Source organism: Actinoallomurus sp. CA-142502 (assembly GCF_050936355.1).
GTDB classification, from domain to species: domain Bacteria; phylum Actinomycetota; class Actinomycetes; order Streptosporangiales; family Streptosporangiaceae; genus Actinoallomurus; species Actinoallomurus iriomotensis.
The window spans coordinates 445,689-471,625 of the sequence record NZ_JBNJMY010000001.1; the positions used below are offsets into that span (position 1 = coordinate 445,689).

Sequence of the window (25,937 nt, forward strand, 5' to 3'; positions counted from 1 at the left end):
AGATCTTCTCACGCGAACCGGCATGAGAAGAGGCCCTGCACTGATCTTCCCGCGCGAAGCCGAAGCCGAAGCCGCACGGAGTCTTGTCGGCGCGGCCAAGGAGATAATGCGATCCACACTCAGTCGCCAATATGCGTTTCTCGCCCTGATCGCAGCCACTGGCTGACCTTCGTAGGAAGCGCCTTCTGGTCATCGATAAGACGGTGAGATCACGGGAAAATTCCGAGCGAAGCTACATGTCGGGCACATAATCCGGCTACCTTAGTCTGTCCGAATACCGGCGACTAAGGATCGTCGTGAGTAACCACGCGCACGGGCGAATCCGCGAACGAAGCCCACGCCGGGCAGGGAGGTCCTTACGGCAGGAAGATGACGTACTCCCCGAGTGTCTCGGTCAGCGTGGGCGGCAGCTCCGCCAGCGCCGACAGCTCCTCCACGGAGGTGAACCCGCCGCACTGCTCGCGTGTCCGTAGGATCCGGTCAACCAGTTCGGCGTTCATGCCCGGCAGCTGCGCCAGCACGTACGGCGGCACATGATTGACGTCGACCAGGCCGCCGTCGTCGAACCCGCGCGGCAGGTCCGGCCGCCCGATGCGCAGCTCCCATGCCATGACCGGGTCACGTGCGGTCTCGCGAGCCGCGGTGCGAAGCTCGCGCCGCCCGGTGGCCATCCGGACGGCGCCTTCGTAGCCGGGGGCCAGGGGTGGCTGTGTGGCGAACACCCGCGAACGGATGGCGAACGCGTGCGCCGTGCCGCCGAGCCACAGGACGACGATCGCCGCGGCGAACACGTTTCTGCCCGCCGAGGAGTCGGGCGAGCTCGCAGTGGCGAAACCCGTGACGGTCAGTGCCAGGTAGCCGGCCACCACGAGCCAGTGGATGGCTTTACGCAGGCGAATCGCCGGAAACACGAAGACCAGCGTCGTGGCGATGCCGGCAGTGATCAGCGGCACGAGCGCCCAGATCACGCTGACGGCCGTACGAGTTCTTCTGCCCATGGATATTGGACGAGTCGGAAGGAGCACCGGATCACCGCCAGCCCGACGATTTTCCCGGCAGAAGAATCAGAAGTCCCGTCGGTCGATCTCTCAGGGCGTCTCATCTGGGGTATCCGCCGTTGCGATGGGCCGGCCGAAGGTGAGGGCGAGTTGGAGGCCGGGTTCGATCGAGGTGCGGTACTGAGAGTCGGGTTCCGTCCCCACGGCATCCAGGACGGTGCTGAAGAAGCACCGGGCGGCGGCGGTCAGCACAACCTGGAAGATCTCAGTATCGGACAGTCCATGGCGGCGCAGCCCAGCGACATCGTCGGCGGTGATGGCAGTCGCATCGGTGACCACGCGTTCGGCGAAGTCGATGACCGCGACGTCGGCGGAGTCCAGGCCGGCATCGTGGTGGTCGGTGGCGATGACTTCCACCGTCTCGGCATCGTAGAACCGGTCCCGAAGCGCCTTTCCGTGCGCGAGAGCACAGTAACTGGACCGCAGACGCCGCGCGGCCGCCAACGTCACCAACTCGTAGCGCCGCATGTCCATGTCCGCCTTGATCGCGGTGTTGAGCTGCTGCCAGGCCGCGTAGACGGCAGGTTGGAGCGCGAACACCCGGGTGTAGTTGGCGACATACCCCAGTGCCGCGCGGTCGGCTTCATACAGACGACCGGTCTGGTCCGCGGCGTTGGTCTCGGCGGGTGTCTGCAGGTAGCTCATGGCACCGTCCTTCGGGCTCCTCGAGGTCGGACAGGCAGGTGGCGTACTCCCCGCACCTCAGGGGACACGCCGCTCCCGACCTCAGAGTCCACCGATTCCCAGACCGCCACAACGGCTTGGCGCCTGAGATGTTCGATCAGCTGATCAGTCCGTCATCGCGGAGCGGACCGATCGGCCCGGGCCCGAACATCGGCGACCAGATTGGCCGCGTACGGTCCGGCTGCGTAGCGGGCCGCCTCGACGGTGTCCGTGACCGCGGCGACCGGGTCCGGGTTGGTCGCGCGGTGCAGGGCGAGCCAGACCCACGGATGTTCGCCGCCGTCGAGTTGGGACCGGCGGGCGCGCAGGTGGGCCTCCGAGGTCAGGGCGCGGGCGGCGACAGTGGCAACGATGTCCGGGTCTTTGCCGAGCCCGGCGTAGCGGGCCGCCTCCGCGGCGGCCCACCAGGCCAGGTCCCGCAGCTTTGGTTCGGGTAGCCCGGTCAGCGCTTCGGTGGCGGGGTCGGGCGGGTCGCCGGGCTTCGACCGGCGCGGGTACAGGGTGGGCAGGTCCGGCACGATCCGGAAACCGATGTCGGCGGCCTCGATCCGGGCCAGGTCTTCGGCAGTGATGCCGTGGCCGGTGAACCGCTGCACCGCGACCAGGCCCATCAGCCATTTGCCTCGGTGGTAGTCGGCGAAGTCCAGGCCCGCAAGCGCCGACGCGACCTGCGGTGGCGCGTCGAGGTCGGCGAACGGCTCCACCGACAGCAACACCTCGCCGTGCTCGGCGAAAGACAGCCGGGTCACCGCGTTGACGTTCCAGAACATGCTGGCGGCCCGCCCGCCGGCGGATGCCCGGGTCAGCACGAGCGCGTTCGAGCCCTGCCAGCCGTTGTACTCGACGACGAGCACGGCGCCGCCGAGGTCGAGCACCGCGACCCACGGATCGATCGACTGCCGGCTCATCAGGTCCTCGCTGATGGTCCGTATCGACTCCGGCCGGGCCGGGTCAGCGCCGAAGGCGCGCAGAACGTCCGCGACGTCCGCCCCGGTCACCACCGTGACCGTCGCGGCCTCGGCGAGCGAGCTGCGGCGCAGCCACCGGTAGGCGGCCTCAGGTCGTTCTGGCCGTGCCGGCTCCGGCTCGCCGCGCAGCCGGTGGCCGAGCCGGTCGGTACGTGCGTACACGGTCTCGGGCGCGGCGGGCGCCTGCCACACCACCAGCTCGTAGTGCTCGGTGTCGCCTTCGTCAGTGTCGTCCCGACCGCGGGCGTGGACCCGCAGCCGGTAGTCGCCCGGCCAAGGTGGGGTGACCTTGCGCAGGTGCGGCTCGACCGGGTCGGATCCGACCACGGAGGCAGCGCCGACGGCCGCCCGCCAGCTGACCTCGACGATCTCCTCCCAGCCGGTCGCGACGTCCGGCGGTGGCCCGTCCAGGACACGCAACAGGATCCGGACGTGCCCGGTCTCGACCCCGGTGCGGATCACCGCACCGCCCGGAACGACCACGACCAGCCCATTGCCGTCGAAGTCGGCCTCCGGGATCTCAGTACCCTCCAGCAATGCGAACAGGTGCCCCGACACCGGCACCGATCCGGCGGAGCCACGGGGCAGCAGGTGCTCCGCCCGGGCCCGGGCGAGTTGCGCGGTGGCGTAGCCGGCGGGCATCGGAGCTTCGCGTAGCAGGAGCACCGCGGTGCCGATCGCGACGCCGAGCACCGCCGGTGGTTCGATCGCCCAGGGCCGGACGCCCACCCCGTGCAGGACGGCGGCAGCGGTGGCAACCGCCAGCGCGAGCCGTACCGCGCCGTGTGCCGCAGCGATCTCCTGCTCGTCGGTGATCTCAGGCCCCACCGCCAGGAGGGTGGTCACCCGCGGGTGGTCCGCCAGCCGACGGGCGAGCGCGGCGACCAAGGGCAACACACCAGGCCGGATCTGGTCCAGCATGGCCGCCCCGGTGACGGCCTCGCTCGTCCCGCTCATGATCCCGACACCGACGTTGCCGGTGGGTGGCTCACCCAGAAAACCGGTCAGGTCCGGGGCGCCGGCCAGGTCCAGCTCCGGCACGGTCAGCTCCAGCGCACCCAGCAAGCGCTCGACCAGCAACTGCGGCAGCGAGCCGAGCGCGTCACGAACCGGCGAGTCGCCCCGCCCCGACCGAGCCCCGGAAGAGGATCGGGCCATCCGCCGGTGCCCGACGGCCGATCCGCGGGTCGGCCAGGTGTCCCCGTCGGCGGTTACCCGCAACCGACCGAGCTCGGCCGCCGGTGCCGGCGGAATGCGGGCGACGATGAGCGGCAGCGCAGTGGCGACCGGCCCGGCCAGCTCGGCCAATACCGCATCAGGAACCTCGACCACAGCACCCCCGGCTACCCGAACGACCGGAGGCACACTCTAGACGTCGACATAGCCGCACGTACGGCTGTCGTCCGGGACGGCCGGGCCGGTGTACCAGAGCGCACGCCATGAAGCCGGCGGCCGAGTGCCGTCCTGCGAGCGAGGGGGACTCAGCGGGCGGGAATCGGCTCGGATGACGGCCGCCACTCTCGCCTGATCAGCCCGTAGACCCACGAGTCGGAGACCTCGCCGTTCACGATGCAATCCTCCCGCAACGTCCCTTCGCGCACGAACCCGAGCTTCTCCAGAACGCGGGCAGATGCCACGTTGCGCGTATCGGTTTCAGCCTGGACGCGGTTCAGGTCCAGCGCGTCGAACGCCCACCGCAGCAACCCGCGCGCGGCTTCCGTCGCGTAGCCGTGGCCCCACGCGGCATGGTCGAAGCAGTAGCCCATCGACGCGCTGCGGTAGTCCGGATTCCACCCGTTCAGGCTGCACCAGCCGATGAACATCCCGTCGGAAACACGCTCTACGGCCAGCCGCGTCCCGGTACCCCCCTCGGCCATCTGCCGGCAAGCGTCGATGAACCGCTCGGAGCGCGCGCGGTCGCTCCACGGTGGCGCGTCCCAGTAACGCAGCACGTAGGCGCTGCTGTGCAGCGCGAAGAGGTCGTCCGCATCCGCATCGTCGAAGGGACGCAGCCGAAGGCGAGCGGTGTGCAGCGTGGGGGTGGGCAGCGGCATGAGCCTCATATTCCCTCCCGTGTTGGTGGCCGATCAATCAGACATCCGGTGCCAGGCCACTCGCAATGGAATTCTCGGCGGGCGGGCAGAACGAAGTGCCCGCTCATCGGCAGAAGAGTGCGCTCAAGCGGCTCGATTCGTAGGCGCGGCTGTACTCGGCCGCCGTACGGACACCAAAAAGCCCCCTTCCGTGATCGGAAGGGGGTTCTGAGCCGGTCGGGGTGGCGGGATTTGAACGCACGACCTCTTCGTCCCGAAGGAATCCCAAGCCTCCCGCGACCTGCGTGCGCACGCTGCGACCAGCGCCGAGCACTCCACCGAAGATCGTGGACGTTCGTGGTGGAGCGCAGGGATAGGCGGCCTCTTAGGCGGTCCGGTACTTCTGGCGCAGCCGTGGGATGCTCCGATACGCAGCTGGTGGCTCCAGGGGTTGCGCCGACTCGGCATCAGCGCTGCAGGGGTCCCATCCGCTCTCGCGTATCCGGAGTCCTTCCTCACTTACGCGGCGGCGTACTGTGTCGCCCGTGATGCGCGATTTGATCGCCGCGTTCAGCGCGGCGGCCCGCGACCAGATGAAGGCGGCGGGTTGGCGCAAGCGGGCCGGCGATATCTTTACCTACGACCTGGGCAACGGCTATCTGGCGTGGCTCGGCCTGAACACCTCGACGAAGCGTCATCCGCTCTGGGTCAACCCGGTCATGGGCGTGCGATGTGACCCGCTCGAACGTCTGCTGGACGAGTTGCTGGTGGACCGCTCCCGTGGAATCGGCTGTACGGTCTGCAGGTCGATCGGGTACCTGACTCCGGCGAACTCGTTCTTGGAGCTTGAGGTCGAGACCGTTGAGGACGCGACGCCGGCGGCCGAGCGGCTGCGGACGTTGGTCGAGGCGTACGGGATGCCGTTCGCGCGTGACCTCGCCGATGATGAGCGCTTCGAGTTCGCGCTGAGGGACTTTCGTCTGGTGGCGAACGTTAGCTACAGCCCGTTTCATCACGTCGCGTTCCTGTTCCTGCGGGGGCGATGCGAGGAGGCCCAGCAAGTGATCGAACGCGACCTCGCCGAGTATGAGACCAACGATGGGGCGCTGGAGTACCTGTATCGGGCGTTCGTTCAGCAGTTGGTCACGCGATTTGAAGACTCGCCCTCAAGATAAAACGGTGAGGCGCGAGCCCCCATGTCGATAGGCGGCCAAGCACCCGAAGAGGCCCTGTACCACAGTGGTACAAGGCCTCTGACCTGCGTCGGGGTGGCGGGATTTGAACCCACGACCTCTTCGTCCCGAACTATCGGCGGGCTGCAGATCGGACTTAGCTCGCCCTGCTCAGACGTGTGTCGCCGTGTGATCCCAACAGATGCTGGACGGCGGTGTTGCTGTACTCCCGTGCTGTACAGCAGCAGGAGTCGCCCGAGGGCTGACGGACTCACAAAGGGTCGGCGATGTCTTCCCGTCCTGCCCGCCGTCCTGCCCGCCGACCTGCGCAGTTGGCGACGAATGTCTCGGTGGTGGGCCGGATCGCCCCATGCATCGCCGTCGGCCACCCGCTCGCGCTGCGCCTCATTCGTATCGCTTGACGAGAGACACAATCTCATCAACGGCCCCGAGTGGAACCATGACGGCGATATCCCATGTCTCGTCATCGTGACCGATCAAGATCGTCACCTGGTCGTCGCTTGTGGCCCAGTACACGGGAGCGCCGGCCGAGGTGCCGATCGCGAGTGAGCGGCGCGCCGCCCAGTCGGCGCTCCGGATCTCGCGGAGTCGTCCGAAGTCCGATGCGGACGCCCAGATGTTCAACTCCCAGGTCTCACCCTGCAACTTCACCGTGAGCAGGGAATCGACAGGTTCCCCAATGGTCACGTCAACCATGTCGACCATGATCGCGTATCAGCATAAATACTGCGATGACAGGCATCTTAATCACGAGTGAGATTTGCACCCCACTCCAGCTATAGGGGTACCCGTCCGGGGCACCCGCGCGGCGAGTTTCAAGACCCCGCTCACCGCGATCCTCCAGGCCGTGCAGATACTGGCCACCATCAACACAAGACGTCCCTAGCCGTCCCTTGTGTGCCCGTGAGAGGTCCTTGCTGAGACGCGAGGCTGTCTGGAGGTGCGACGGATCGTTCAGTTGCCAGGAGTCGCAGGTTACGAGGCGGACGATGACCCAACCCCCACGGTCGAAATGTTTTTTGATGCCGGCCCTGCCCCACGCGGTCGGTCAGGCTGCTCGTCGCCTCCGGAATTGGAGGGCCGCAATGGCACATCTGGGCCGCCCGCTGGAGGTGAGAGTGGTGGCCGGGGGATTCGCCGGCCCGTCCAAGCCCCGGATCCCTCGGACGCTTTGGTGCACTGACCTCATCGTGGGATCGGCGAACGGTTCCACCTGGCGGCGACTGTCCACCGCGTCGACCAACCCGGTCAAGACCGCCCGCGGCTTCGTGGGCCGCCGTCTTTCCCGTGTGGCCAGGACCGACCGCGAACACGTTGACGACGTGACTCTCGCCGCGTCTGAGCTGGTCACCAACGCCATCTGCCACGCCGCGGGTAACGGGCCGTTTTGGATTGGGATCGCCGTACGCCCCCGGTGGACGCATCTGTACGTCATCGACGCCGACCGCACGGTGCCCAAGCCAACGCCGCGCGACGGTGAGGGGTTGTCCCTGTCGGGGCGTGGGGTGCCGATCGTGGAGAGTCTGGGGCTGTTGTGGTTCGTGGCTGGGGTGTATGGCAAGACCGCGCACGCGGTCATCCCCCGTACCGGCGAAACGCTGACTGACAACGAACGCGGCGCGCTGATGCGGCTCGCGATTGTCTGAGTCTCCGTTCCGGCTGCTTCGTGCGCATGCGAGGTGGCTGGGGCGGATGCAGGAGACCGCGGCCGGGGTAGTCCCCGAGCCCCGCGCGGTCCTGCGGATGGGGCGCTGGATGCTGGCAGTGGCGCCCCTTCGCCCCCTTCCTTTTCTCCCCAACTGAGATTGGTCTTTGTTGTGCCTTCGATATCACCGGATCGGCCGGACAACGAGTTGCTCAAGCCCCGCGAGGCGGCCGAGTTGTGCGGCGTGAGCGTGGCCACCCTCGCCCTGTGGGCCCGAACCGGAAGGCTGACGCCCAACGTGCTGACCCCCGGCGGCCACCGACGCTACCGGTTAGCAGACATCCGGGCGTTCCTGCAGAGCACGACCACGCCGAAAGACGCGGACCAGGAGCAGCTCGAGGTCGATGCCGTCCGTCTTTATGACCAGGGCTGGAGCATCCGCCAGGTCGCCGACAAGTTCGACTACAGCTACGGCGCCATGCGACGCATCCTGCTCAAACGAACGACGCTCCGTCGCCGCCGAACAGCGTGACGTGGGTCCGCTCCATCTTTCTGGAAGGGGAACAGGTCATGGGCCGCACTCGCCTGACCAAGGCTGAGCTGGAGTTCGCGCGTAGCCTTGCCCCGCATGTCCTATGGGCGAGGAGATGCAACAACGACGAACCGTCACCCCATTTGACGTTGGAACAACAACTCGCCATCGCCCTCATTCTTCAAAACGAGAAGTACATCGACAAATGGTGCTCCAGCCCCGCCTACATGGCGTATAATTACGTCTGCAAGGGCAGGACCCGCGAACATGGCGACCGCGTCGAATGGATCAAGCTCATCAGAGATGCCGTCGAGGGCTTCAACCGCGAGAGCGAGTAGACGGCTGCGAGTTGCCGACGCCTGTCGAGTAGAGCCTACGATGCCCAACCGGCAGGAAGAGGCACGAATGTTGTTTTGGATAACTCATAGTGGGGTCTGAGCAGACTCGGCGCATAGGACGGATTCCTCCTCCATGCGAAACGCAGAGACATGGGTCGAGGCTCGCGAGCCGTTCAACGACCGGCGTGGCGAGGTCGGAGGGCGAGCCCTGCTCGACGACGACGGCGACCTCCGCCTGAGGTTCGCCCGTGGCCGCCGACGACAAGCAGCTGACCAAGACCAGCGCCCGCTAGGCCGCGTCGACCTGCTCTGCGTCGACGAGCTCGGCTACATGGAACTCGACCGCCGCGGGGCCGAGCTGCTCTTCCAGGTCCTCACCGAACGCGAGGAAAACGCCAGCGTCGCCATCGCCTCCAACGAGAGCCTCGGCGGCTGTGTGCCGGTGAGGTGTCGCGAGGTGGTGTCAGTCTCGGCTGATGCCGAGGGTGGATTCGGCTGTGGTCCAGTCGGTGGCGATAGCTTGCTGGGCGGCAGACAGGGTGGCCTTGCCGGCGCAGACGGCGGTGTGGAGGCGGGTCTCGACGGCGTCCTTGGGGTTGTTCGGGCCCGCGCCAACCCGGTGGCCGGGAGATGGCGGCTCGACCCACAGGTTGCGCGGGTCGTCGGGGTCCCCGCCCAGCTCGAGGCTGACCAGGTGGTCGTATTCGGCGTCGTGCAAGGAGGCGGTGTAGCCGTAGGAGAGCGCGTTGGCGCGTTTTTCCTTGTCGGTGATGTTGGCTGGCGGGCGGATGCCGCCGGTGAACCCGCCCTTGCGGCAGATCGTCGTCGCGAGGCTTGCCTGGGTGACATCAGGATTCAAGGCACCCGGCGTGCACGACACATCAGGTAGTGGCTGTCCGTCCCCGGTGTGGCGGTAGTGGCAACTGTTGGCCGGCGGCTGGGCCTGCACGGTGTAGGGATGCTGAGGACCTGGCCCCATCGGGATCACTCCCGGCGCCTTCTGGCCCGGCCCACCCGCGTGGCCTCCCGATCCTGGGCTGTTCGGTGCGGTTCCCGAACACCCCGAAAGAGCAGCGATCAGCGCGACGGTCGCCAACACGACATCACAACGAATCAGGCGACCCACACTTCCTCCAGGAAGGGAAACCGAACATCCGCCCGGAGACTATCCAGTACACCGCCCCGCCGTAACCACCCGCACTGCAACGAACACGTCACCCACCGCTGCACCCAGCTCTGCCTGCTGAAAGACGGGCCAAAATGACCCGGAACGGTCTGGCGGCAACCGACCTCCCTACTGTCAGCTTGGGAATCAAATGGAGACTGGCCGTCAGCGCCGCTGACCTGCGGATGCGGCTGCCCGCGAGTGACCCTTATTGACCTCTGTTCACCCTGGCTAGTTGCACGCTAAGTGCACGCGCCCAGGGGCCGTACCTGGGCCGTCGTCCGCTGGCGACTCACGATGGACCCGGCCGACCCGGTGGTGAGGCGGCTATTGCCTGGCCTCAGAAGGGGACGTCGTCGTCGTGTCTACGGGGGACTCGGCGGTAGTCCTGGACCTGGACCTGTTCGAGGTCTTCTGCTCGCATCCAGACGTCGACGCCCTTCCAGAGGACTTGTTCACGGGCGAGCCATGCGATGCGCCCGTGCCACTTGCCGTACTTGTCGAGTCTCCACGCCAGAAGTAAGGCGTACCGGCCACGGCCTTTGATGCGGACGAACGGCGGAAACCACATCTCTTCCCGCACAATTGGAACATACCAGCGAATATCTCCCGGCTGGTCGGTTGTCCGCCCTGCACGGTACCTAACCGGCTGTGTCGCCGGGCTGAGGCGGAGGGCGTGAGAGCCACTGCACTTCACGGCGTTCACGCCCCTCGGAGCGTCTGTCGCCAGCAACCGCCGGATGCGGCACTGGCGGAGGCCTCCACCTTCTCACCGTCGCGCTTGCCGCCTACGACGAGCAGGTCCGCAGGGACGTCGGATAGCTTCCGGAATCGCAGAGGCGCGCCGTGCGGTCGGCGGCCAGTGGGTCGCCGACAGCGTGGCTTGTGATCCATGCTCGCCCAGTATCTAACGTCATCGCCAACACCGGACGGGCCACACTCGCACATATCCCGAGATCCGGATTGCCCCATATCCGGGTTTTGTCGCGTCCGACTAATTGATTCCAGACCGTAACAATCGTGAGACTCGGAGTATGTATCGACACGGCAGCCTCCAAATATGACCGACTATTCTATATACCTGACTACCGCAGCGACGGCCGCAGGAGCCCTTGTTGCGTCTGTGGCGACGTATATGCAAAGTCGCCTTACCCGCCTGAGAGTCGGCACACTGACCACTCGGATTGAGCAAATTTCGCGCAGTTCTTTGGGTGCGGTCATATGTGACTACGTCGACATCGGGACATTGCAGACGCTTGCCGCGCAATACTCGGTTGAATTGAATCCCGAAGAGATCAAGCAAACGAGTAGTGGGAAGAGAGTCCGAGGTGTTGAATTTGGTGCGCACGGCGCGAAGGCCTCCACCAACCACGAAGAGCAGCAAGGTATGGAGTTTCTATACAGAGTACCTTCCGATCCGCATAGGTTGACCGAACGAGTGATAGATTCGATCAACCGAGTAGAGGATATGCGAACAGATCTGGCTCGACTTCCGCAGATCGGCGTAAGCGAGATTAGCGAATTGGTTAAATCGAAAGCCACCATTACGACCGACGAGCTAATTGATAATCTGATCGCCGTTGCCAAGCGCGAGCAATTCGAATCGGCTGGTAGCCGCAGCGAATTCGTTCTAATAGATGCGCTATGGCAAGTATCAGAAGTCGACGGAGGTATAAATACGAGACTTTCGCTCGCTGAACTGTCGACAGACAGTGACCAACTTACAATGCCGGGCACGGTTTCACTACACCTCGACATCCCACAAGGCAATACTGCGTCCGCCCAGGAGCTTGTTACCGCCCAAGGCCGTCAACGCCTCAGGGTTGACGCCCAGATAAGAGCGACAGTATTTGGCAATGCTGCATATTTCGATAACAGAACATCGGCTCTCGTTCTAACGCCTATTGCCGTTTTTAATCGGGTCGGGCATGTCAGGATCAAGAACTAGAGGCTAATTGTGCTCAGTAACACTAGTCCGTGCGATTGACGTAAGGGCCTCTATCGATTTGGGTTAACAGCTTGGCCGACTACGTATACCTCTGGCGGGAGGGCCAGCGCTGTTCGTCCCGCAGGATCTAGCTGCGATGGGGACGCGTCGTTCTAATGTGGGTTGGCGATTACTCCTGGTAGCTGCTGCACCGCGGCATTCCGGTACTCCCCAGGCGATACAGCCAACGCTTTGGCTTGTGCCGAGAACCACCTTGCCGAGGATGAGGCGACCCGGACCGCAGGGCCGGTCACGGCCCAAGGATCGGAAGCGGCGCGTCAGCCGATCGCCCCAACTCAAGGGGCGAGCAACCACCCACAGCGATCGTCACGGCCTGGCCGTCTGATCCGTAGCAAGATCGAACACGTCCATGACCGTCCACAAACGTCCGCTGACCTGTTGCCGGACGCCAGCGCCGTCTAGGTCCGTCCACGACCGTCCAGAGCCGTCGTTAGCAGAAGCGTTAGCAACGGCCGTGTGACGGGGAGCCCGGCATCCGGTGGCAAGCGGACCCGGAGCGCAGGGCCGGCCACGGCCCGAGCGCCGGAAGCCGCGCGGCAGCGATCGCCCCCAGCCACGACGGACGGCGATCATCCAGGGCGATCGCCTTGAGCGTCCGCCGTCTGAATGACCCCCTCGATGCGAACTACCGGCACGATCACGGTCACCGCTGGCTTGCCCTGCTCGGACGTGTGTTGTCGTGCGATCACGAGAGGTGCTGTACAGCGGTCCTGCTGTACTTCCGTGCTGTACAGCAGGAGAGGCCGCACCAAGCGCCGGCGGATTCACAGGACGCCATGGATCTGGGCGTCACTTCCTCGCTGGCCTGCAGCGACTCTAAGCCGAGCCCTGCATACCGTCGAGGCATTCCGCGGATGTTCCGGATTCTTGCATAGAGGCTCTCGTCTTCTGCGGGCGGCGCCGCTGATCAGCGATCGCCTGCGGTTCTGCTGACCTGCATCTTCCTGGCGTGCTGCCTGTTGACGGCCGTACGCGACCGTGACCCTCCGCTCTGGCGGGCACGGGGCAGACCTATCGGGCCTGATTCCTCATCCGAATTCATACGAATGGCGAGACACGCTGGGAGGGTCTGTCTAGACTCTGGGTCGGGCAAGCCCGGACAGCCCGTCTCCTGCGACGGGTAGCCGAGCGGGAGAGCGACATGCTCGGTGGCTTGCCTGGAGTGAAGATAACTAAATACCGGCTCAGGAGACTGGGCCACCCCCAACCAAGCGTTGTGTGGACACCATGCGGTTAGCAGGAGACCGCGACCGAGGTGTTCGTGCGGCGCTTTTTTCGTTTCTAGGGATGGAGGGAGGGAGGGATACATGAGCGTCTCAGAAGAACTCATTGCCTGGGTGGACTCCTGTCTGGACTCCGGGGCAACTCCCGATCGGGCCCGGACGGTAACGGGCATGCCTTGTATCTGGATAACTGAGGCGATGACGCTATCGCGATATCTGTCTAGGTAGGATAGAAAAGTGGCGCTGTTCTTTCTTGGGCTTGCCCTATCCATCCCTCTCTCGATAATTTCAAACATATACACACCGCGAGTTCAATCTTGGATAGCAAATCACAGTAGCTCTAGAGCTAAAAAAAGATTGAATCTTCTTGCCGACGAATTGCACGAGCTCAATGGCTTGGCGCAGCACCGGGAAGCCCTGAATACGAGATTGATAAGTGACGTTCTAAAGGTTACCCTTATAAGTGCTATAACTGCAATCATGAGCGGCATTTTCTTTGCTATAGCCAATAGCCTCACGGGTCCCGACGGTCCACATCTCATGCGCATTTCGAACTATAGGATCACCCTAACGAGCATATTTGCCACCAGCGGAACGCTCGTCGGCATCCTAGGTTCTGTTGTCGTCGTCATAATATGCCTAAATTCTCTGAGGCTGCGCCAAAGGGTCTACAGCCTGAAAGAGTATGGCACCGAGGTTGTGGCGGAAATGGACAGCCTGCGCGAGAAGATAAATCCTGAGTCTTCGAGCTAACGCGACTAGTGGGGTTGCTCGCACAATCTCCATATCCAGGCCTTCCCGGTTCGCCGTCGCCACACTCCCAGGGAGAAGGATCTTCAGACGGTGGCGATGATAGAGCTATCTTGGATCGGAAGGACGATCTTCGCTTGTCGGAATCGCTCCGACAATCTATTCATTACGAGAGAAGATCAGGGCACATTGGTTACAGATGGCCGGGGCGCCTACCTGGCTACATGGTCCGCGCGAATCCGTGAGCGTCTACGGCCATGCATGCCCGTTGTCACTCAGCTAGTCGCTCAGATCGCCCGGAGCGGCACCGCACTAGGCCGACAGCGCGCGCAGCTCAGAAGACTCATGAATTGTGTTCAATCCGAATTAGGCTTTCAAATTCAAATTTGAGCCCACGGTTATGGGCAGGATTTTCCCATTGAATGAAATGAGCCAGGACATTGAATCTCTCTTTCGCCTCTCTCAATCGACGCTTCATTTCGAATGGAGCCAGGGCGTTGGCAACTATCAAAACTGGAAGTTTACTATTGGCATGCTTCCCCAACTCATCCATCAGTCTAGATGCAGTGATTGGAGCGCCCGACCGCGAATACTTTATGACGATGTTAGCGATTGGCTCATCCTTGAGGTATACGACGGCGTCAACACCTGAGTCCACCCCATGCCTTTGTTCGATTACCCGATACTGTGGAAGTACGAGTCGCAAATTAGCCAAAACTAGTTGTTCGTATGTCTCCGCGTAAATCGCTACAGCCTTGGGGTCATTTCGAATTCGCGGGTCGTACTCCGCCAAGACGTCGAGAGTTTGACGCGCCACTTCCGGCGACTCTTCCGCGACTTTAGCCAGGGCGCGCTTACGCCTCCGACCAAGCTTCAACTCTTTGTCACCGTACTTAGCACCAAGTAGTGGTGTGCCATTAATTGTCATCACGAGAAGCACGCCCCCTATCAATAGAAGAGCGACGCTTCCTGCCTGATTTTTTGTAACGAAGACGGCAGCAGCCCCACCAGCGGCAAGAGAAATGCCGAATATTGCAGATAGTGTTCGCTCCCAGGCGGCCAAAGGCTCGACATCTGGATCGTCGTCCGAGAGTTGCGGCTCACTGGAGTCAGTCACACATGGACACTAGTGCTCCATGACAGGGTTCGACGTCAAATCGTCCAGTTCCTGCCCGGCCTTCCCGTCTGCCGCCCTCCCACCCCACGGGGCGCGGGCCGCCGTGCTGGTGACGGTGGAGCTCCCTGCGGAAGAACGACCTTTGCCACCGCCGGCGGCTCTGCTCGGCTTGGCCTGGGACCTCGGCGGGCGGGATAGCCAGGCTTCCACCTCAGCCACCCCACTAACCGAACCAGATTCGTGGTCATGCCGAACCGGAGTGCCCCCGCCGGAGGCACCCACCAGCCTGGCGCAACCGTCCACGCGACTGGCAGCAAGATTCCTCGGCGAACCGTCTGACGGCTCGGCGGCCCGGGGGATCAAGCTATGTCCGCGCCAGGGGACCCGGCTTCTCGGTCTGCCCGGAGCGAGAGGGTCAGCGGGAGTCGTATGGCGGGCGCCGAGTCGGCGGCGCGGGCGGACAGCTTGTCGGGCCGCCTTGACGACGTAGAGAACGTACCCATCCGGGCAGACCGCGACCTCACATCGTTGCGCTTGTCCGACCGCAGGGACGACACTACGAAACCCTCAAAGCGACGCATCGAGGTAGCTCTCTGGGCCTGAAGCGTCGGCACGTATTTGGCAAGCCACCCGCCGCCGCCCGGTGACGGTCGAACACAGCCGGACACAACGCGAACAGCGCCCGAACCTGTCTACGCAGGTCGGGTGCTGTTTTCGCTAGTCTCAAGGAGTGGGCAGGGGCGGGGTCGAACCGCCGACCTTCCGCTTTTCAGGAGTAACGACCACCCTGCTCAGAGCTTCTATGCCGAAGTAGACGGTGGTGGGAGTGCGCCGACGGCTGTCGACGGTGGCCGACGTTGCCGTCACCGTTGCCGTCAGCCACACCGCTGATGCCCAGGCCATCGACGTGCGCAGACCGGCGCGCTGGTCCTACGGCAGGACAGTGCCGGAGGCGGTTCATACCCTTACCTTCTGATCCGTAGCCGACGGTAGTGCAGGGCGGATGCGCCATGACCTTGGACCAACGGTGTCTGCTGACCGGGACCATGTGGCTTCACGGCGAGGCCGTACGGTCGGTGCGGCGATTCGCAGATCACTGCTGTCGGGAATCGATAAGAATCTCAGTGATCTCAGCGGTTGTTTTCGGAAGTATTGGTTGTACCTGCACGTTCCACACCGCGGCACCGTTAATTCCTGATGTATGCGCATTATCGGTGTACTTGATCTTTCGATACAGGGTACTCTCACGCGAGAGTTCTGTAACGTTTCCCGCACCTGGCGTGTCGATGAGTTTCTTATATTCTTCCGCCAGGCGGACGGTAGGCATCTCGACCCAAGAAATAGCGACCAGCACTTCCGAGTAGCCTAACTGCACGTATGCACGAGCTAGCCACCTGCATGGATGCGACGTGAAGAATTCGTGCACCTGTCCGTATGAACGTGTTGCACAATCGGTGCCAGCGCTCATTGCGAGGCTAGTTTTATGGCCGCTGGCTACTAGTGTGGCCTCGGCTCGCTTGAAGCCCGTCTGGGCGACAGCAGGTATTGCGCTATTAGACACTCGAGCGCGGCTTGGCGGTCGCGGCTTCAGTGCGGCAGACCCGCCTCCCGAACCCGTCATCGTGAAGGTAAAAGCTCCAACGGTGACAGTGGCCGCAATACCTGCACCTGCCGCAGGACGCCTCCAGTGCGCCCTGACCCAAGTACCGTCCCCCCTGCGGTACCCCCGCACATGAGGCATGTCCCCCCCTATGGTCTCGGCTTCGAGAGGTGACGGTAACTGTCGGCTTTATCGATGTCGGTGCGGTTTGACACACTTCTGCATTACCGTCGAATCGATCACCGTGGGCCAACGGTCTCGCCGCCGCAGCAAGAGCGAGTCCTCACCTGGGAGCCCTGCGAGAGGGCGTTTGTCTGGACGAGGTTGTGTTCCGCGATCTGACGGGCCGGATGTGGACGACACGTCTATATGACCTGTCGTGGACATGGGAGAGACCGAGTCGGCGGACGAGACCATCGACCTAGCCGACAGAGAACTCGCCGCCGATCCCGCACGCTGGGTCAACCAGGGAGTCCTTCAGGACGAGTACAACGACTATGTCAAGCAGGGCCGCCCTTTGGGCCGCTGGCAGCCCACATGATGCGACATTGTCGTCATCGTTGTCGTCAAAAAGACCCCGCACGCCAGCGCTCGGGGTCTTTCAGCAGGTCAGAGAGGTGGGCAGGGGCGGGGTCGAACCGCCGACCTTCCGCTTTTCAGAAGTGACATCAGCCCTGTTCACGACCTCCGTGACGAGGTCAGACGTGTGTCGACGTGTGCCGGTGGTGGCTGCCGTTGCTGTCACCGTTGCTGTCAGCCGACTGGTGCTTCGGAGGCCGGCGACGTGCACAGACCGGTGCACATGGCCAGCGTGCGTGACAGTGCCGAACTGGAAAACGAGACGTACATCTTCCGTATGGATACGGCGTTGCCTCGGCTGACTGCGGGCTAAGCCTCGTGATCCTCGACCGCATGAACTCCCACGCCTCCGCCCAATTCACGCCTAGTGCGCTGGCCACGAACGTTTGCCGGGTTTGATCACGCTGCCTTGGGGCGTGGGCGGCCCCAGCGTTGCTGGCGTTCGCTGCGGATGCGGATGCGGGCGCGTTCGCGGCGTTGGGCGGCCAACACGTCGGGGTGGCGGGCGTTGGCGTTGCGCCACCGCAGGTAGGCGTGCAGTTTGCGGCCGAGCACGGTGTGGTTGGGATGGTTCGAATCGCCCATCACGAAGGTTCGCAAGGGCCCGAACTGGGCTTCGATCGGGTTGGCCCAGGAGGCGTAGGTCGGGGTGAAACACAACTCGACCTTGTTCTTCTTGGCCCACTTGCGGATGGCCGGGGTCTTGTTCGCCGACAGATTGTCCATGATCACGTAGATCTTGGCGCCGTCGGGGCGCGCGGCCCGGATCGACTTGAGCGCGGCCAGGGAGTGATCGCCGCCCTTGCGGGCGCGGATCACGCCCCACAACTGGTCATCGCCCAAGGAGTAACAACCGTGGAAGTAGCGGATGCCGTGGGTGCGGCGGTAGGTCGCCGGCAGCCGGTCCGGTCGGCCCTGCATCGCCCACGCCGAGGCGTGACACGGGCGGATCGACAGCGGCCCGAACTGATCGAAGGCGAAACACCGCTCGGGAAAACGGCTGGTGACGTACTCGATCCGATCCAGCTTGGCATCGAAGTCCGGGTCGCGTGACTCCTTCCAGGTCCGGGTGCGCTGGAAGGAGATCCCACGCGCGTGCAGGATCTGCCGGAGCCGTTCGCGCCCAATGACCACCCTGCGGGCAGCCCCGGTGGCCAGGAAGTCGGCGAGCTTGCGGATGCTCCAATGCGTGAACGGACGCCCCAGCCTGGCCGGACGCGTGGTGGCCGTCTCGACAATGAAATCCACACCATCGTCGCTGATCAGGCGGGGACGGCCTCCCGCCCACTTAGGGTCCAGGCAGGCCAGCCCGCGCTCGTTGAACGCGTGGATCACATCCCGGACCGTGTCCTCGTCCGCGGCGACCAGCCGGGCGATCGCCGGCACCGGCGTCCCAGACGCCGACGCCATGATCATCATCGCCCGGCGCACCCGGATCGACTCGCCTTTGCCCCGCCGCACGATCTGGGTCAGCCGCTGACCCTCTTGATCAGTCAGCCGCCGTGCCCGAACCGGCTCTGCCACCCGATGGCCTCACTCCCGTCAGCGATCTGGTCGCTACCGAGACTGAGGCCCCCAAGCCCCGCCATCACGGATGCCGACCGGCGTGTCACCAACCCGGCGAACGTTCGTGGTCACCGCACTAGCGATCCGCCAAGGAGCGTAAGCCTGGCCCTCAAGCTGGCCTTGCTCCTCGACGCCCGGTTTGAGCGTCGTTTCGCGCCGGTGTTGGTGCGGTGGCTGTACGTCGGCTCGCTCGTGCTGATCGGCGCCGTGACGCTGTTCGGATTGCTCATGTCATGGTGGCTGGCGAGCTGGGCAGGCTGGGGCTTCTGGATGGGCGTACCGATCTCAACAGCCGGCGGGCTGGTGTGGGGCCTCGGAACGCGGTTGGTATGTGAGCAGCTGATCCGCTGGACAGAACCGGAACCGCAGCGGTCGTACACCGCAGCCCCCTCCCCCGGGTCATCCCCTGCGCCGTCGTCCCACCCTTCGGGAAGCGGGCCAGGCTCTATGGGTGGAGGTGGAGCTCCCCGCTGGAAGAACGACCTGCACCCATAGAGCCTGGTCTGCTTGGCTTCGCCTGGGACGTCGGCGCAGGGGATGACACGGCCCCCTCTCAAGCCAAAGCAATGGCTCAGTAGCGAGATGGACCATCCCCGAGCCGAAGGCCCCCGCCGGAGGCACTTCATACCCTCACCTTCTGATCCGCAGCCGCGCACGGCCGATGTTCAACGACTTCGAGCTGTAGACATCCGGGCGGCTGGATCGGCTGGCGCTAGTCGTCGTTGTCGAGCCGCGCCGCTGCGACGTTCCGAACGAGAACGAGTTGGAAAGCCATGAGACTGATGGGAAGAACCCGACTCGAGCGCATCGTCGGGATCAGTTCCAGACGGCGCTGACGCACCTCCGGCTTCAAAAGGCCGTTCCCCTCATCGAAGTCAGATACCTCGACCCTCTAACCCAGGCGCTGCCGCTAGGAAGTGGTCACCCCGTTGGTAAGCCACGCCGATGAGGGCAGCGAAATAAGCTCCGGCCATGGGAAGCGTCACAGCAAGCATCATTGCGGTTGTGGGCACCCTCATGGGTTCCTGCATCACTCACGCGTTCCAACAACGCGCCGCAGCGAGAACCGATTTCGCCAACCATCGAGAGCAGCGTCGGCAGGAGCAGCTGTCCGCGTGCAGCGTGTTCATCGGGGCACTAATGGAATACCGGCGAAGTCTGTACTTCCGGTGGAGACTCAAGGAAGACCGGGCTCCGGAAGAACAACAGACTCAGGAAAGAGCGGACTCCTACCGGCTACGCTCGGCGGCTGAGCGGGCATTGGTCCGGATGCAGCTGGTCACCAAGGACGCCGATCTAGTGAACCTGGCGGAGCAAGCTCTCAATGCTCCGGATTTATTGCGGCATGCCGTCGACATAACTGACCTGGTCGCACGTAGAGACGAAGTTGAGCGCATGCACAATGACTTCATCGACGCCGTCGCGCGAGCGCTTCCGTAGGAAGTTCGGACACAGGCCAACTCAAGGCAAAGGGCCGACTGTGGCCCGAGCACCAGCAGCGACGCGTCCGCCGATCACGTAATCACCGACGGCCAGCGACACCCGCGGTGATCGTCGCGACCTATTCACTATGAGTGAAACTAGAGACATCCAGCGGTGTCCAAATTGCTCTACTGGCCTGGCCCTTCGTTGCGGATCCGTCCGCAGCCGTCCAGCATGGTCCGGGTCCGTTGGTAGTTCTCGATGCCCCCTGCGGGGACGCCCTTCAGGATTGAAAGCGGGCAGGCGACAACGACCCCTTCAAGATCGGCCGGGGTGCGGTCGGGGCTGAGCTCCACACCCGATGCCAGTTAGTTCCTGCGATTATGCGCGCCGAGCGCGGAGGCTGGCCAGGACTTTCGAGTCAGCAGAAGCGTTAGCAGCCTCGGGTGCACGACGGTGCCGGAGCCAACGCACGTCGCCGTACTACCGGACTCCCGAACGCCGAGCGCGCTCGCATCCAGCCTCAAGGCATCACTTCTTGGGGAGTGCAGACCGGTCGCCTTACATCAGTAGAGCGCTCGGCCGCGAATCTCTAGCAGCTCGAACGCCCTGGCAGTTAGACCGAGGGCGATCGCCGCGGCGGCGACAAGGGGGCGAACTGGCGGTGTCGTGAGTACAAGGTTGATGCCAGGCTGGACCTGCTCGACGATCTGGAGGTCAAGAAGCCCGATAGTCGCACTGGAGTCGCCATGGGCAAGGGCGCTGCACATACGCCAGGTGGCTTCTGCGACGTCTGCGCCGACGTTAGGGGTGAGCTCTCCGGCTCGTTTGACCATTTCCACGTAGTCCCCGCCCTCTTTGAGCGTTTTCCGGGCCGTACGTTCCGCTGCCACCTGGAGGGCCTCTCCGGGCCGCGGTGTGAAGGGAAAGTTCGCCGCGATCAGCAGGTCGATTAGCTGCTGTTGGCGCTGCTCGATGGTCTTGGTGGGCTGAGCGTGCGCGAGTTCTCGTAGCCGGTAAGCCGGCTTGAGTTCGTGCCACTCCAGGCAGAGCCGGTTGGTGACCCTCTCCAGGCGAAGCGTTGGGCCGAGGAGCCAAACGGCACAACAGGCATTCTCCACGGCGCCTCGTAGCAACGCCATTTGGGCATAGGAGTGCAGGTGGACCTGGACCTGTCCTTCTTGGAGCTCCTGGGTGAGGCTGCGCCGAAGGCAATGCAGGAAGTCCACAGCGACGTTGATCGCCATCCAGGTCCGATGGCTGAGCCGGTAAGGGTGGGTGCGTTGGTCGTCGGTGGACAGTGGGCTATGGCTATCGGCTACCCAGGGGCGTGACGACCCGTCGGTCGTGACCGCTTTGATCCAAGGGTCGATCTTGCCAAGCATGCGCAGGAGTTCACGTAGGTCCTGCAGCTCCGCTTCGTTCGCTTCCTCCACTGGTGAAGGCTAGGGGCCTTGTTCCAGTGCTCGCAATCGTGTTTCCCGGGACGGATAGGTCATCGTTGACTACTTGCGTGTGGCAGGTCCAGGATTCGACCCTCTCGACCCGCTGTTGGACTGGGGGCCTGTTTCGTGGCCGCCCCAGAGTGCGAAACCTACAACGATCCCGAGTGAGGCTACGTAGCCGTATGCGACGGCATCGCGGAGAGGGTGCGGATGACAGCAGACATGCTGCGAAGAGTGGGAGAGGACCCCACCACCGGCGGCCATCACCGCCCGGCCGCGAAGGAACTCCTACAGAACGCCGACGTCAGCTGGGACCGCACCGACCTCTGACCACAACCGCCGGCACGCCCAGGACACAACCCGGCGCCGCCGCAGCGGCACTCCTTCTCTGGCTACATCCGTGCGGTGTCGGACACGCGCACCCAGACCCATTCTGCATTGATGCGGGTCTCTCCATGCGAGACGCTCCGCGAAGGTTGGCGACTGGACATGCGCTGCTGGTTTCAGGACTAGGACGGCGGCGTCGTACTCGACTGCGCTTCGCTTAGATCCCTTGAGATCAACTTCTCAAGCACTCCGTGAGCGCGAACGCCCACCAAGTCAACGAGCGTGCTTGGTTGCGCGTCTCAAGATGTTGAGGACACTCCCACCCTGAGATGTATGCAGCCGAACTTCACATGAAAGAGAACATTTATGCCGCCCGCAAAAAAACATCACTTTGTTCCACAGTTCCTCCTGCGCCGGTTCGCCGATGAGCACGAAAGACTTGTTGTACACCGATTGGCGATGGACAAAAGCTTTATCGCTACTGTTCGAAATACCGGGCATCGAAACTTCGGACATAGCATCATAATGCCCGGACGCGAGCCAGACCATACTTCGCTAGAAAAATATATGAGCGCGATCGAAGGCGAGGCGGCTTCAGCCATCACGGATCTCTCGGGGAACAGGCGAAAGATGGTGCCAAATGAACACCGGGATGCGATCGCATGGCTTCTCGCACTACAGTGGCAAAGAAGTCGATTTCTCTTTCATTCAATAAGGAAGGAGACACCAGAGTATGACGATACCGAGGTCGATCAGACGGCTTTCCTAGCCTCCATGCTGCTAATGATAGAGTCAAGTGTAATATTCCCCTGGATGGCGCGGAACGATGAGTACGCACGACCGAAAGAGCAGTGGAACGCCTTGGTCTCAGTGCTACTTGATCCCCACATGCACTGGTCATGCTATCGCCCACATGGCCTTCCGCTAATAGCTTCAGATAACATTGTATGTTTCTCAGGTGCAAGAGATGGATTTTTCCCAAACATCCCCAAGGCGTACCTCGACCACGGCATTGGAGTCGGCTTCTGGGACTTTCGGCGTGTAACCGTGCCACTCGGATCAAATTTGGGTTTGATAATCTCTCGAGACAGCACCGACGCCGTTCGCATGCGAGCCGCAGAATTCAATCGATACACCGTCTTCAATAGCCGTGAATTCGTGGCTCACTCGCCAGAATGGGACGCCAGGCATCCGAGGCTTAAAGGTGAGCTGCGCGAGAATATGCGAATACAGAAGTGGATCAGTCCAGTATTCTTGCGTGAATATTCTGGCCAAATCTGATGACTTATTCGGAGTTATCGAGACAGCGCACCTAGGTGCCAGTCTACAAGCACTCGACGGTCAGCAGTCATTGGCAGCGACATGCACAATCCGGCGAGTTAGCTTCCGAGCGTCTGTGATATACCGAGGACCAGAGCGCGGGGCCGGCCGTGGCCTTAAGACCGGAAGCGGCGCGTCAGCGAGTATCGCCCAGAGGGGATCAGTCTTTTCGGGCGGCGGTGCGTAGCCGTGTAGAGATTCCGCACGCCCTGGCCCATGCACGAATGAACTTTCCCGCCGAAAGCATCGTCGATTCTGCCCATTCGGCTCCGAGTGCGTCCCTATGCGCAATGCCGAGCGATAGAGGAGAAAGACCGGGATTCGACTCTAGCGCCGCGAATGCCTCACGCATCCCCCGCTGCAGTTCGACGAGTTCACGGAGTCGTCCGGGTTCCACCTCGCCGCGTGAAACCACGCTGTTGTCTGACAGGACGATGCGCTCGCCATCGTCTGTCTCGACCAAGCCGAGTGCAGTTAGGTCGCGGACTCCGGTCGCAAATCCGTTCTTGGAGGGGCGGGCGTGCCCAGCCGGATCAGAGAGATGCAGCAGGAGCTGGAGGGCAGGTCCAGGGTTTGCGCTGGGGAAAGGGCTTCGCACCCGGACTGGGACTGCTCCACTCAACAGGCGGCCAAGAGGTTCGTTATCGTTTTCCGTCGTTCTTGTCATACCACTTGGAAGAAGCCGTACTAGACCGGCATATTCCATCCACTGGCAGAAAGAGCGAGCATAAGTAACCCAACTGTCACTTTTTGCCGTTACGGCTCTAAATTCGGCAGCGAGTACCGATGCGAATTGTTGAATCGAGATGATATCCTCTCGAACGAACATATCGGCAGCAAGTTTGTACATCTTATGTCTACGCAATGCTTGAGAAACGCGCGCCCTAATAGCTTCTTCCTTGTCAGAAGAGTCGAAGAGGTCAGACTCAAGCGTCACGCGGTTCGACTCTGCGCTCAGTACGCCAAATTGCCGAAGCTCGCGAGAGTAATTGAAGACAACTGTTGCTGTCGTGTCCAACCGGGCGGCCGCATCTGGGACCGAAACACTACCACCTTCCGCGACAACCACACGCAACAGACGGCCAGCTCCGAGAGGAGCGTAGCGGACCACGTATGAGTCTTCGATCGCCACACTACCGTTATTAAGGTAGTCACGGAAGGTGTCCCAGTAGACGTCGATAGTATGGCCGACCTGCACGACCAAACGTTGATGAAGCAGGCTGTCCAGTACAGCGCCAGTGGCCACATCGGAGTCAAGATCAGCTATCGCGACTGGTGCCGCCTGAGCAATGGTTCGGAGAACGGTTTGCTCACTGGGACTGAGCCGAGAAAGGTCACTTTCGAACAGGCCACGGGCGTTCAGCGCCTGTTTGGCTAGATCGTCTTGCGTGACACCTCGATCAACCTCTGCGAGTATGTGAGCACCGAACTTCTTGAAGAGCCATGGGAGACCCTGCGAATTATACTCGCGGAGCCTTTGTCGCAGGTCGCGATTTAGCTTACTGCCGAGCGACTTCTCAAGTCGTCGCAGGAGGGCCTCGACCTCCCGCGGTCCGAACGGATCCAGGATGCAAACCAGGGAAGCGTCGCGGATATCATTTCGTAGTCCAAATGGATATCCCTCAGTCCATGCGACCACGTCAGTTTTCCAGGAAAAGCTGATCGTCAATGGTGCATCAATCTCGCGAATCAGAAATGCGAGATCACGAAACTCGCGAGTGAGATCCGCGTCTCGAAACACATTCTCGAACTGATCGAAGGCGAGAAGGATTGGTCGAGTAGGCGATGTCCAGCTAGCGCGCTTAAGCGTCTCCACAATGCTCTGCAGGCTACTGAATGCAGCCTGGGGCGGAAGTTCAAGAACGTTTCTATCGACCGCCTTCCGAATGATGCGTTCCATCGCTGCGGGAACGAACTCAGATCTCTCCGCCGTCCTTGAGTCGATCACTATGCCGACGCCACGAGCCTTCTCAACCTCCTTTTGTAGATAAAGAACAAGTGAACTTTTACCCCACCCGGACTTGGCATTTATTACTATTGAGCCAGCCGTGCGGCGCTCCCTGACCTTTTCGAGCAACGACTGCGCGAGCGCTTTTCGTCCGATAAAGAATTCGGGTGCCGTCGGCAGTTGGTACTCGAAATCTGACTTGCTGGCCTGGACCTCGACGATTTTCGGCAACGAGGGGACGCGAATGGACACCGCCCCCGCTTCATGGCCTGCACGGACGACCGGAAGCCCCTTTGATAGATGTCGCTCTATCAAACGGACGATAGGCGACGGAACATCTTGTGTCCGTGCCCATGTCACCCACCTGGACGCTCGGCGAGTATCAGAATCGAGTTCACACGCAGCTAGGACGACGCCATGCTCCGTGACGACGACAGTCGGGTCTGATCGGATTTCTGGCCCTTCATCCCAACTTGGCAGAACGTTTGCCGCCTGTAGTAGTTGGCAAATCTCATACGAGCCGAGATATCGAAAGCCGGGAAGTTTGACTTGAGCCGCGTCGGCCTTCTCTTTCGCCTCGGGAGTCAAGCGAGGAAGCGCGATGAAGAGTCCGTGAATCCGCTCGTCGTCGGCTCGGGCCAGCGCGAATTTGCCTACAAAGGATGTCAACATCGGTGCCCGTACATTCGAGCTGTAGGCTTTGCACTCGCATATTAGCTGCTCGTCGGTAACAGTGTGACGCGCTTGGACGTCCAGCTCTATACCCTCGCTGGTGAAATTAATATTCTCAGGGTGGGGATCGCCGTATCCTTGCGTCGCCAGAAGCTTCGCGATAAATGTTTCGAAGAGGTGGCCACGCCTGTTAGATATCTCGCTCGTCGATGATCCCTCCGCGAGAACAACGACGGCGGCCGTATCAACGGTGATTTGATCCACGGATACAGGATACGCGCTGGTGCTGCCCACTGGGAGTTCACTCGGGTGGCTCGCACGTGTCTCGACATGACGGGTCGACT

General features: G+C 62.6%; 23 protein-coding genes, 1 tRNA gene and 1 pseudogene. 12 read left to right on the forward strand and 13 right to left on the reverse strand.

Features of this window, described 5'->3' with window-relative positions:
• Positions 1-356: 356 nt before the first annotated feature.
• The 4 genes from ACQEV1_RS02520 to ACQEV1_RS02535 form a co-directional block, all read right to left on the reverse strand.
• Positions 357-998: a ComEA family DNA-binding protein gene (locus ACQEV1_RS02520; RefSeq protein WP_433390626.1), complete on the reverse strand. Its 642-nt coding sequence runs from the start codon at positions 996-998 to the stop codon at positions 357-359.
• Positions 999-1,088: 90 nt separating this feature from the next.
• Positions 1,089-1,703, reverse strand: coding sequence for a carboxymuconolactone decarboxylase family protein (locus ACQEV1_RS02525; RefSeq protein WP_433390629.1), 615 nt, complete (start codon positions 1,701-1,703; stop codon positions 1,089-1,091).
• A 152-nt stretch (positions 1,704-1,855) separates the two neighbouring features.
• Entirely contained in the window at positions 1,856-4,042 is a 2,187-nt protein-coding gene (locus ACQEV1_RS02530; protein WP_433390632.1) for a DUF6461 domain-containing protein, read from the reverse strand.
• A gap of 149 nt (positions 4,043-4,191) precedes the next feature.
• Entirely contained in the window at positions 4,192-4,764 is a 573-nt protein-coding gene (locus tag ACQEV1_RS02535) for a GNAT family N-acetyltransferase (protein WP_433390635.1), read from the reverse strand.
• A gap of 524 nt (positions 4,765-5,288) precedes the next feature.
• Here ACQEV1_RS02535 and ACQEV1_RS02540 point away from each other — a divergent pair.
• The gene (locus tag ACQEV1_RS02540; protein WP_433390638.1) at positions 5,289-5,918 is read left to right on the forward strand and encodes a hypothetical protein; all 630 of its coding nucleotides are present in this window, start codon (positions 5,289-5,291) and stop codon (positions 5,916-5,918) included.
• A 402-nt stretch (positions 5,919-6,320) separates the two neighbouring features.
• On the opposite strand, the gene ACQEV1_RS02545 is transcribed toward ACQEV1_RS02540, so the two are convergent.
• Positions 6,321-6,632 (reverse strand): hypothetical protein, encoded by a 312-nt coding sequence (locus ACQEV1_RS02545; protein WP_433390641.1) that lies wholly within the window; start codon positions 6,630-6,632, stop codon positions 6,321-6,323.
• A gap of 389 nt (positions 6,633-7,021) precedes the next feature.
• Here ACQEV1_RS02545 and ACQEV1_RS02550 point away from each other — a divergent pair, with 389 nt between their 5' ends.
• From ACQEV1_RS02550 to ACQEV1_RS02565, 4 genes and pseudogenes are all read left to right on the forward strand, one after another.
• Positions 7,022-7,582: an ATP-binding protein gene (locus ACQEV1_RS02550; protein WP_433390644.1), complete on the forward strand. Its 561-nt coding sequence runs from the start codon at positions 7,022-7,024 to the stop codon at positions 7,580-7,582.
• A gap of 207 nt (positions 7,583-7,789) precedes the next feature.
• Entirely contained in the window at positions 7,790-8,113 is a 324-nt protein-coding gene (locus ACQEV1_RS02555; protein ID WP_433390647.1) for a MerR family DNA-binding transcriptional regulator, read from the forward strand.
• Between the two features lie 38 nt (positions 8,114-8,151).
• Positions 8,152-8,451, forward strand: coding sequence for a hypothetical protein (locus tag ACQEV1_RS02560; RefSeq protein ID WP_433390650.1), 300 nt, complete (start codon positions 8,152-8,154; stop codon positions 8,449-8,451).
• Between the two features lie 133 nt (positions 8,452-8,584).
• A pseudogene (locus ACQEV1_RS02565) lies at positions 8,585-8,869 on the forward strand (ATP-binding protein); the annotation flags it as partial.
• Positions 8,870-8,914: 45 nt separating this feature from the next.
• Here ACQEV1_RS02565 and ACQEV1_RS02570 read toward each other — a convergent pair.
• A complete protein-coding gene (locus ACQEV1_RS02570; protein WP_433406173.1) occupies positions 8,915-9,310 on the reverse strand; it encodes a hypothetical protein in 396 nt (131 codons plus the stop codon).
• A gap of 646 nt (positions 9,311-9,956) precedes the next feature.
• Positions 9,957-10,199, reverse strand: a complete 243-nt coding sequence (locus ACQEV1_RS02575; protein WP_433390653.1) for a hypothetical protein — start codon at positions 10,197-10,199, stop codon at positions 9,957-9,959.
• 477 nt (positions 10,200-10,676) lie between these two features.
• Between ACQEV1_RS02575 and ACQEV1_RS02580 the strand changes: the two genes are divergently transcribed.
• Both ACQEV1_RS02580 and ACQEV1_RS02585 read left to right on the forward strand, forming a co-directional pair.
• The gene (locus ACQEV1_RS02580) at positions 10,677-11,564 is read left to right on the forward strand and encodes a hypothetical protein (protein ID WP_433390656.1); all 888 of its coding nucleotides are present in this window, start codon (positions 10,677-10,679) and stop codon (positions 11,562-11,564) included.
• A 1,520-nt stretch (positions 11,565-13,084) separates the two neighbouring features.
• Positions 13,085-13,600, forward strand: a complete 516-nt coding sequence (locus tag ACQEV1_RS02585) for a hypothetical protein (RefSeq protein WP_433390659.1) — start codon at positions 13,085-13,087, stop codon at positions 13,598-13,600.
• A 340-nt stretch (positions 13,601-13,940) separates the two neighbouring features.
• Here the strand turns inward: ACQEV1_RS02585 and ACQEV1_RS02590 are convergent, their stop codons facing one another.
• Both ACQEV1_RS02590 and ACQEV1_RS02595 read right to left on the reverse strand, forming a co-directional pair.
• Positions 13,941-14,714 (reverse strand): hypothetical protein, encoded by a 774-nt coding sequence (locus ACQEV1_RS02590; RefSeq protein WP_433390662.1) that lies wholly within the window; start codon positions 14,712-14,714, stop codon positions 13,941-13,943.
• Positions 14,715-15,445: 731 nt separating this feature from the next.
• Positions 15,446-15,507: transfer RNA gene (locus tag ACQEV1_RS02595), tRNA-Ser, on the reverse strand.
• Positions 15,508-15,540: 33 nt separating this feature from the next.
• On the opposite strand from ACQEV1_RS02595, the gene ACQEV1_RS02600 reads away from it, so the two are divergent.
• Positions 15,541-15,690 carry a hypothetical protein gene (locus tag ACQEV1_RS02600; protein WP_433390665.1) on the forward strand — a complete coding sequence of 50 codons (150 nt, stop codon included), beginning with the start codon at positions 15,541-15,543 and terminating at the stop codon, positions 15,688-15,690.
• Positions 15,691-15,807: 117 nt separating this feature from the next.
• Here ACQEV1_RS02600 and ACQEV1_RS02605 read toward each other — a convergent pair whose 3' ends face one another.
• Positions 15,808-16,068 carry a hypothetical protein gene (locus ACQEV1_RS02605; RefSeq protein WP_433390668.1) on the reverse strand — a complete coding sequence of 87 codons (261 nt, stop codon included), beginning with the start codon at positions 16,066-16,068 and terminating at the stop codon, positions 15,808-15,810.
• A 625-nt stretch (positions 16,069-16,693) separates the two neighbouring features.
• Between ACQEV1_RS02605 and ACQEV1_RS02610 the strand changes: the two genes are divergently transcribed.
• The gene (locus ACQEV1_RS02610) at positions 16,694-16,855 is read left to right on the forward strand and encodes a hypothetical protein (RefSeq protein ID WP_433390671.1); all 162 of its coding nucleotides are present in this window, start codon (positions 16,694-16,696) and stop codon (positions 16,853-16,855) included.
• A gap of 437 nt (positions 16,856-17,292) precedes the next feature.
• Here the strand turns inward: ACQEV1_RS02610 and ACQEV1_RS02615 are convergent, their stop codons facing one another.
• On the reverse strand, positions 17,293-18,417 hold the full coding sequence (locus tag ACQEV1_RS02615) for an IS630 family transposase (protein ID WP_433390674.1): 1,125 nt from the start codon (positions 18,415-18,417) through the stop codon (positions 17,293-17,295).
• 3 nt (positions 18,418-18,420) lie between these two features.
• On the opposite strand from ACQEV1_RS02615, the gene ACQEV1_RS02620 reads away from it, so the two are divergent.
• Positions 18,421-18,954 carry a DUF4282 domain-containing protein gene (locus ACQEV1_RS02620; protein ID WP_433390677.1) on the forward strand — a complete coding sequence of 178 codons (534 nt, stop codon included), beginning with the start codon at positions 18,421-18,423 and terminating at the stop codon, positions 18,952-18,954.
• A gap of 477 nt (positions 18,955-19,431) precedes the next feature.
• The gene (locus ACQEV1_RS02625) at positions 19,432-19,899 is read left to right on the forward strand and encodes a hypothetical protein (protein ID WP_433390680.1); all 468 of its coding nucleotides are present in this window, start codon (positions 19,432-19,434) and stop codon (positions 19,897-19,899) included.
• Positions 19,900-20,447: 548 nt separating this feature from the next.
• On the opposite strand, the gene ACQEV1_RS02630 is transcribed toward ACQEV1_RS02625, so the two are convergent.
• Positions 20,448-21,317: a hypothetical protein gene (locus ACQEV1_RS02630; protein WP_433390683.1), complete on the reverse strand. Its 870-nt coding sequence runs from the start codon at positions 21,315-21,317 to the stop codon at positions 20,448-20,450.
• Between the two features lie 702 nt (positions 21,318-22,019).
• Between ACQEV1_RS02630 and ACQEV1_RS02635 the strand changes: the two genes are divergently transcribed.
• Entirely contained in the window at positions 22,020-22,934 is a 915-nt protein-coding gene (locus tag ACQEV1_RS02635) for a DUF4238 domain-containing protein (protein ID WP_433390686.1), read from the forward strand.
• Between the two features lie 199 nt (positions 22,935-23,133).
• Here the strand turns inward: ACQEV1_RS02635 and ACQEV1_RS02640 are convergent, their stop codons facing one another.
• The gene (locus ACQEV1_RS02640; RefSeq protein WP_433390689.1) at positions 23,134-25,857 is read right to left on the reverse strand and encodes a restriction endonuclease; all 2,724 of its coding nucleotides are present in this window, start codon (positions 25,855-25,857) and stop codon (positions 23,134-23,136) included.
• Between the last annotated feature and the right edge of the window lie 80 nt (positions 25,858-25,937).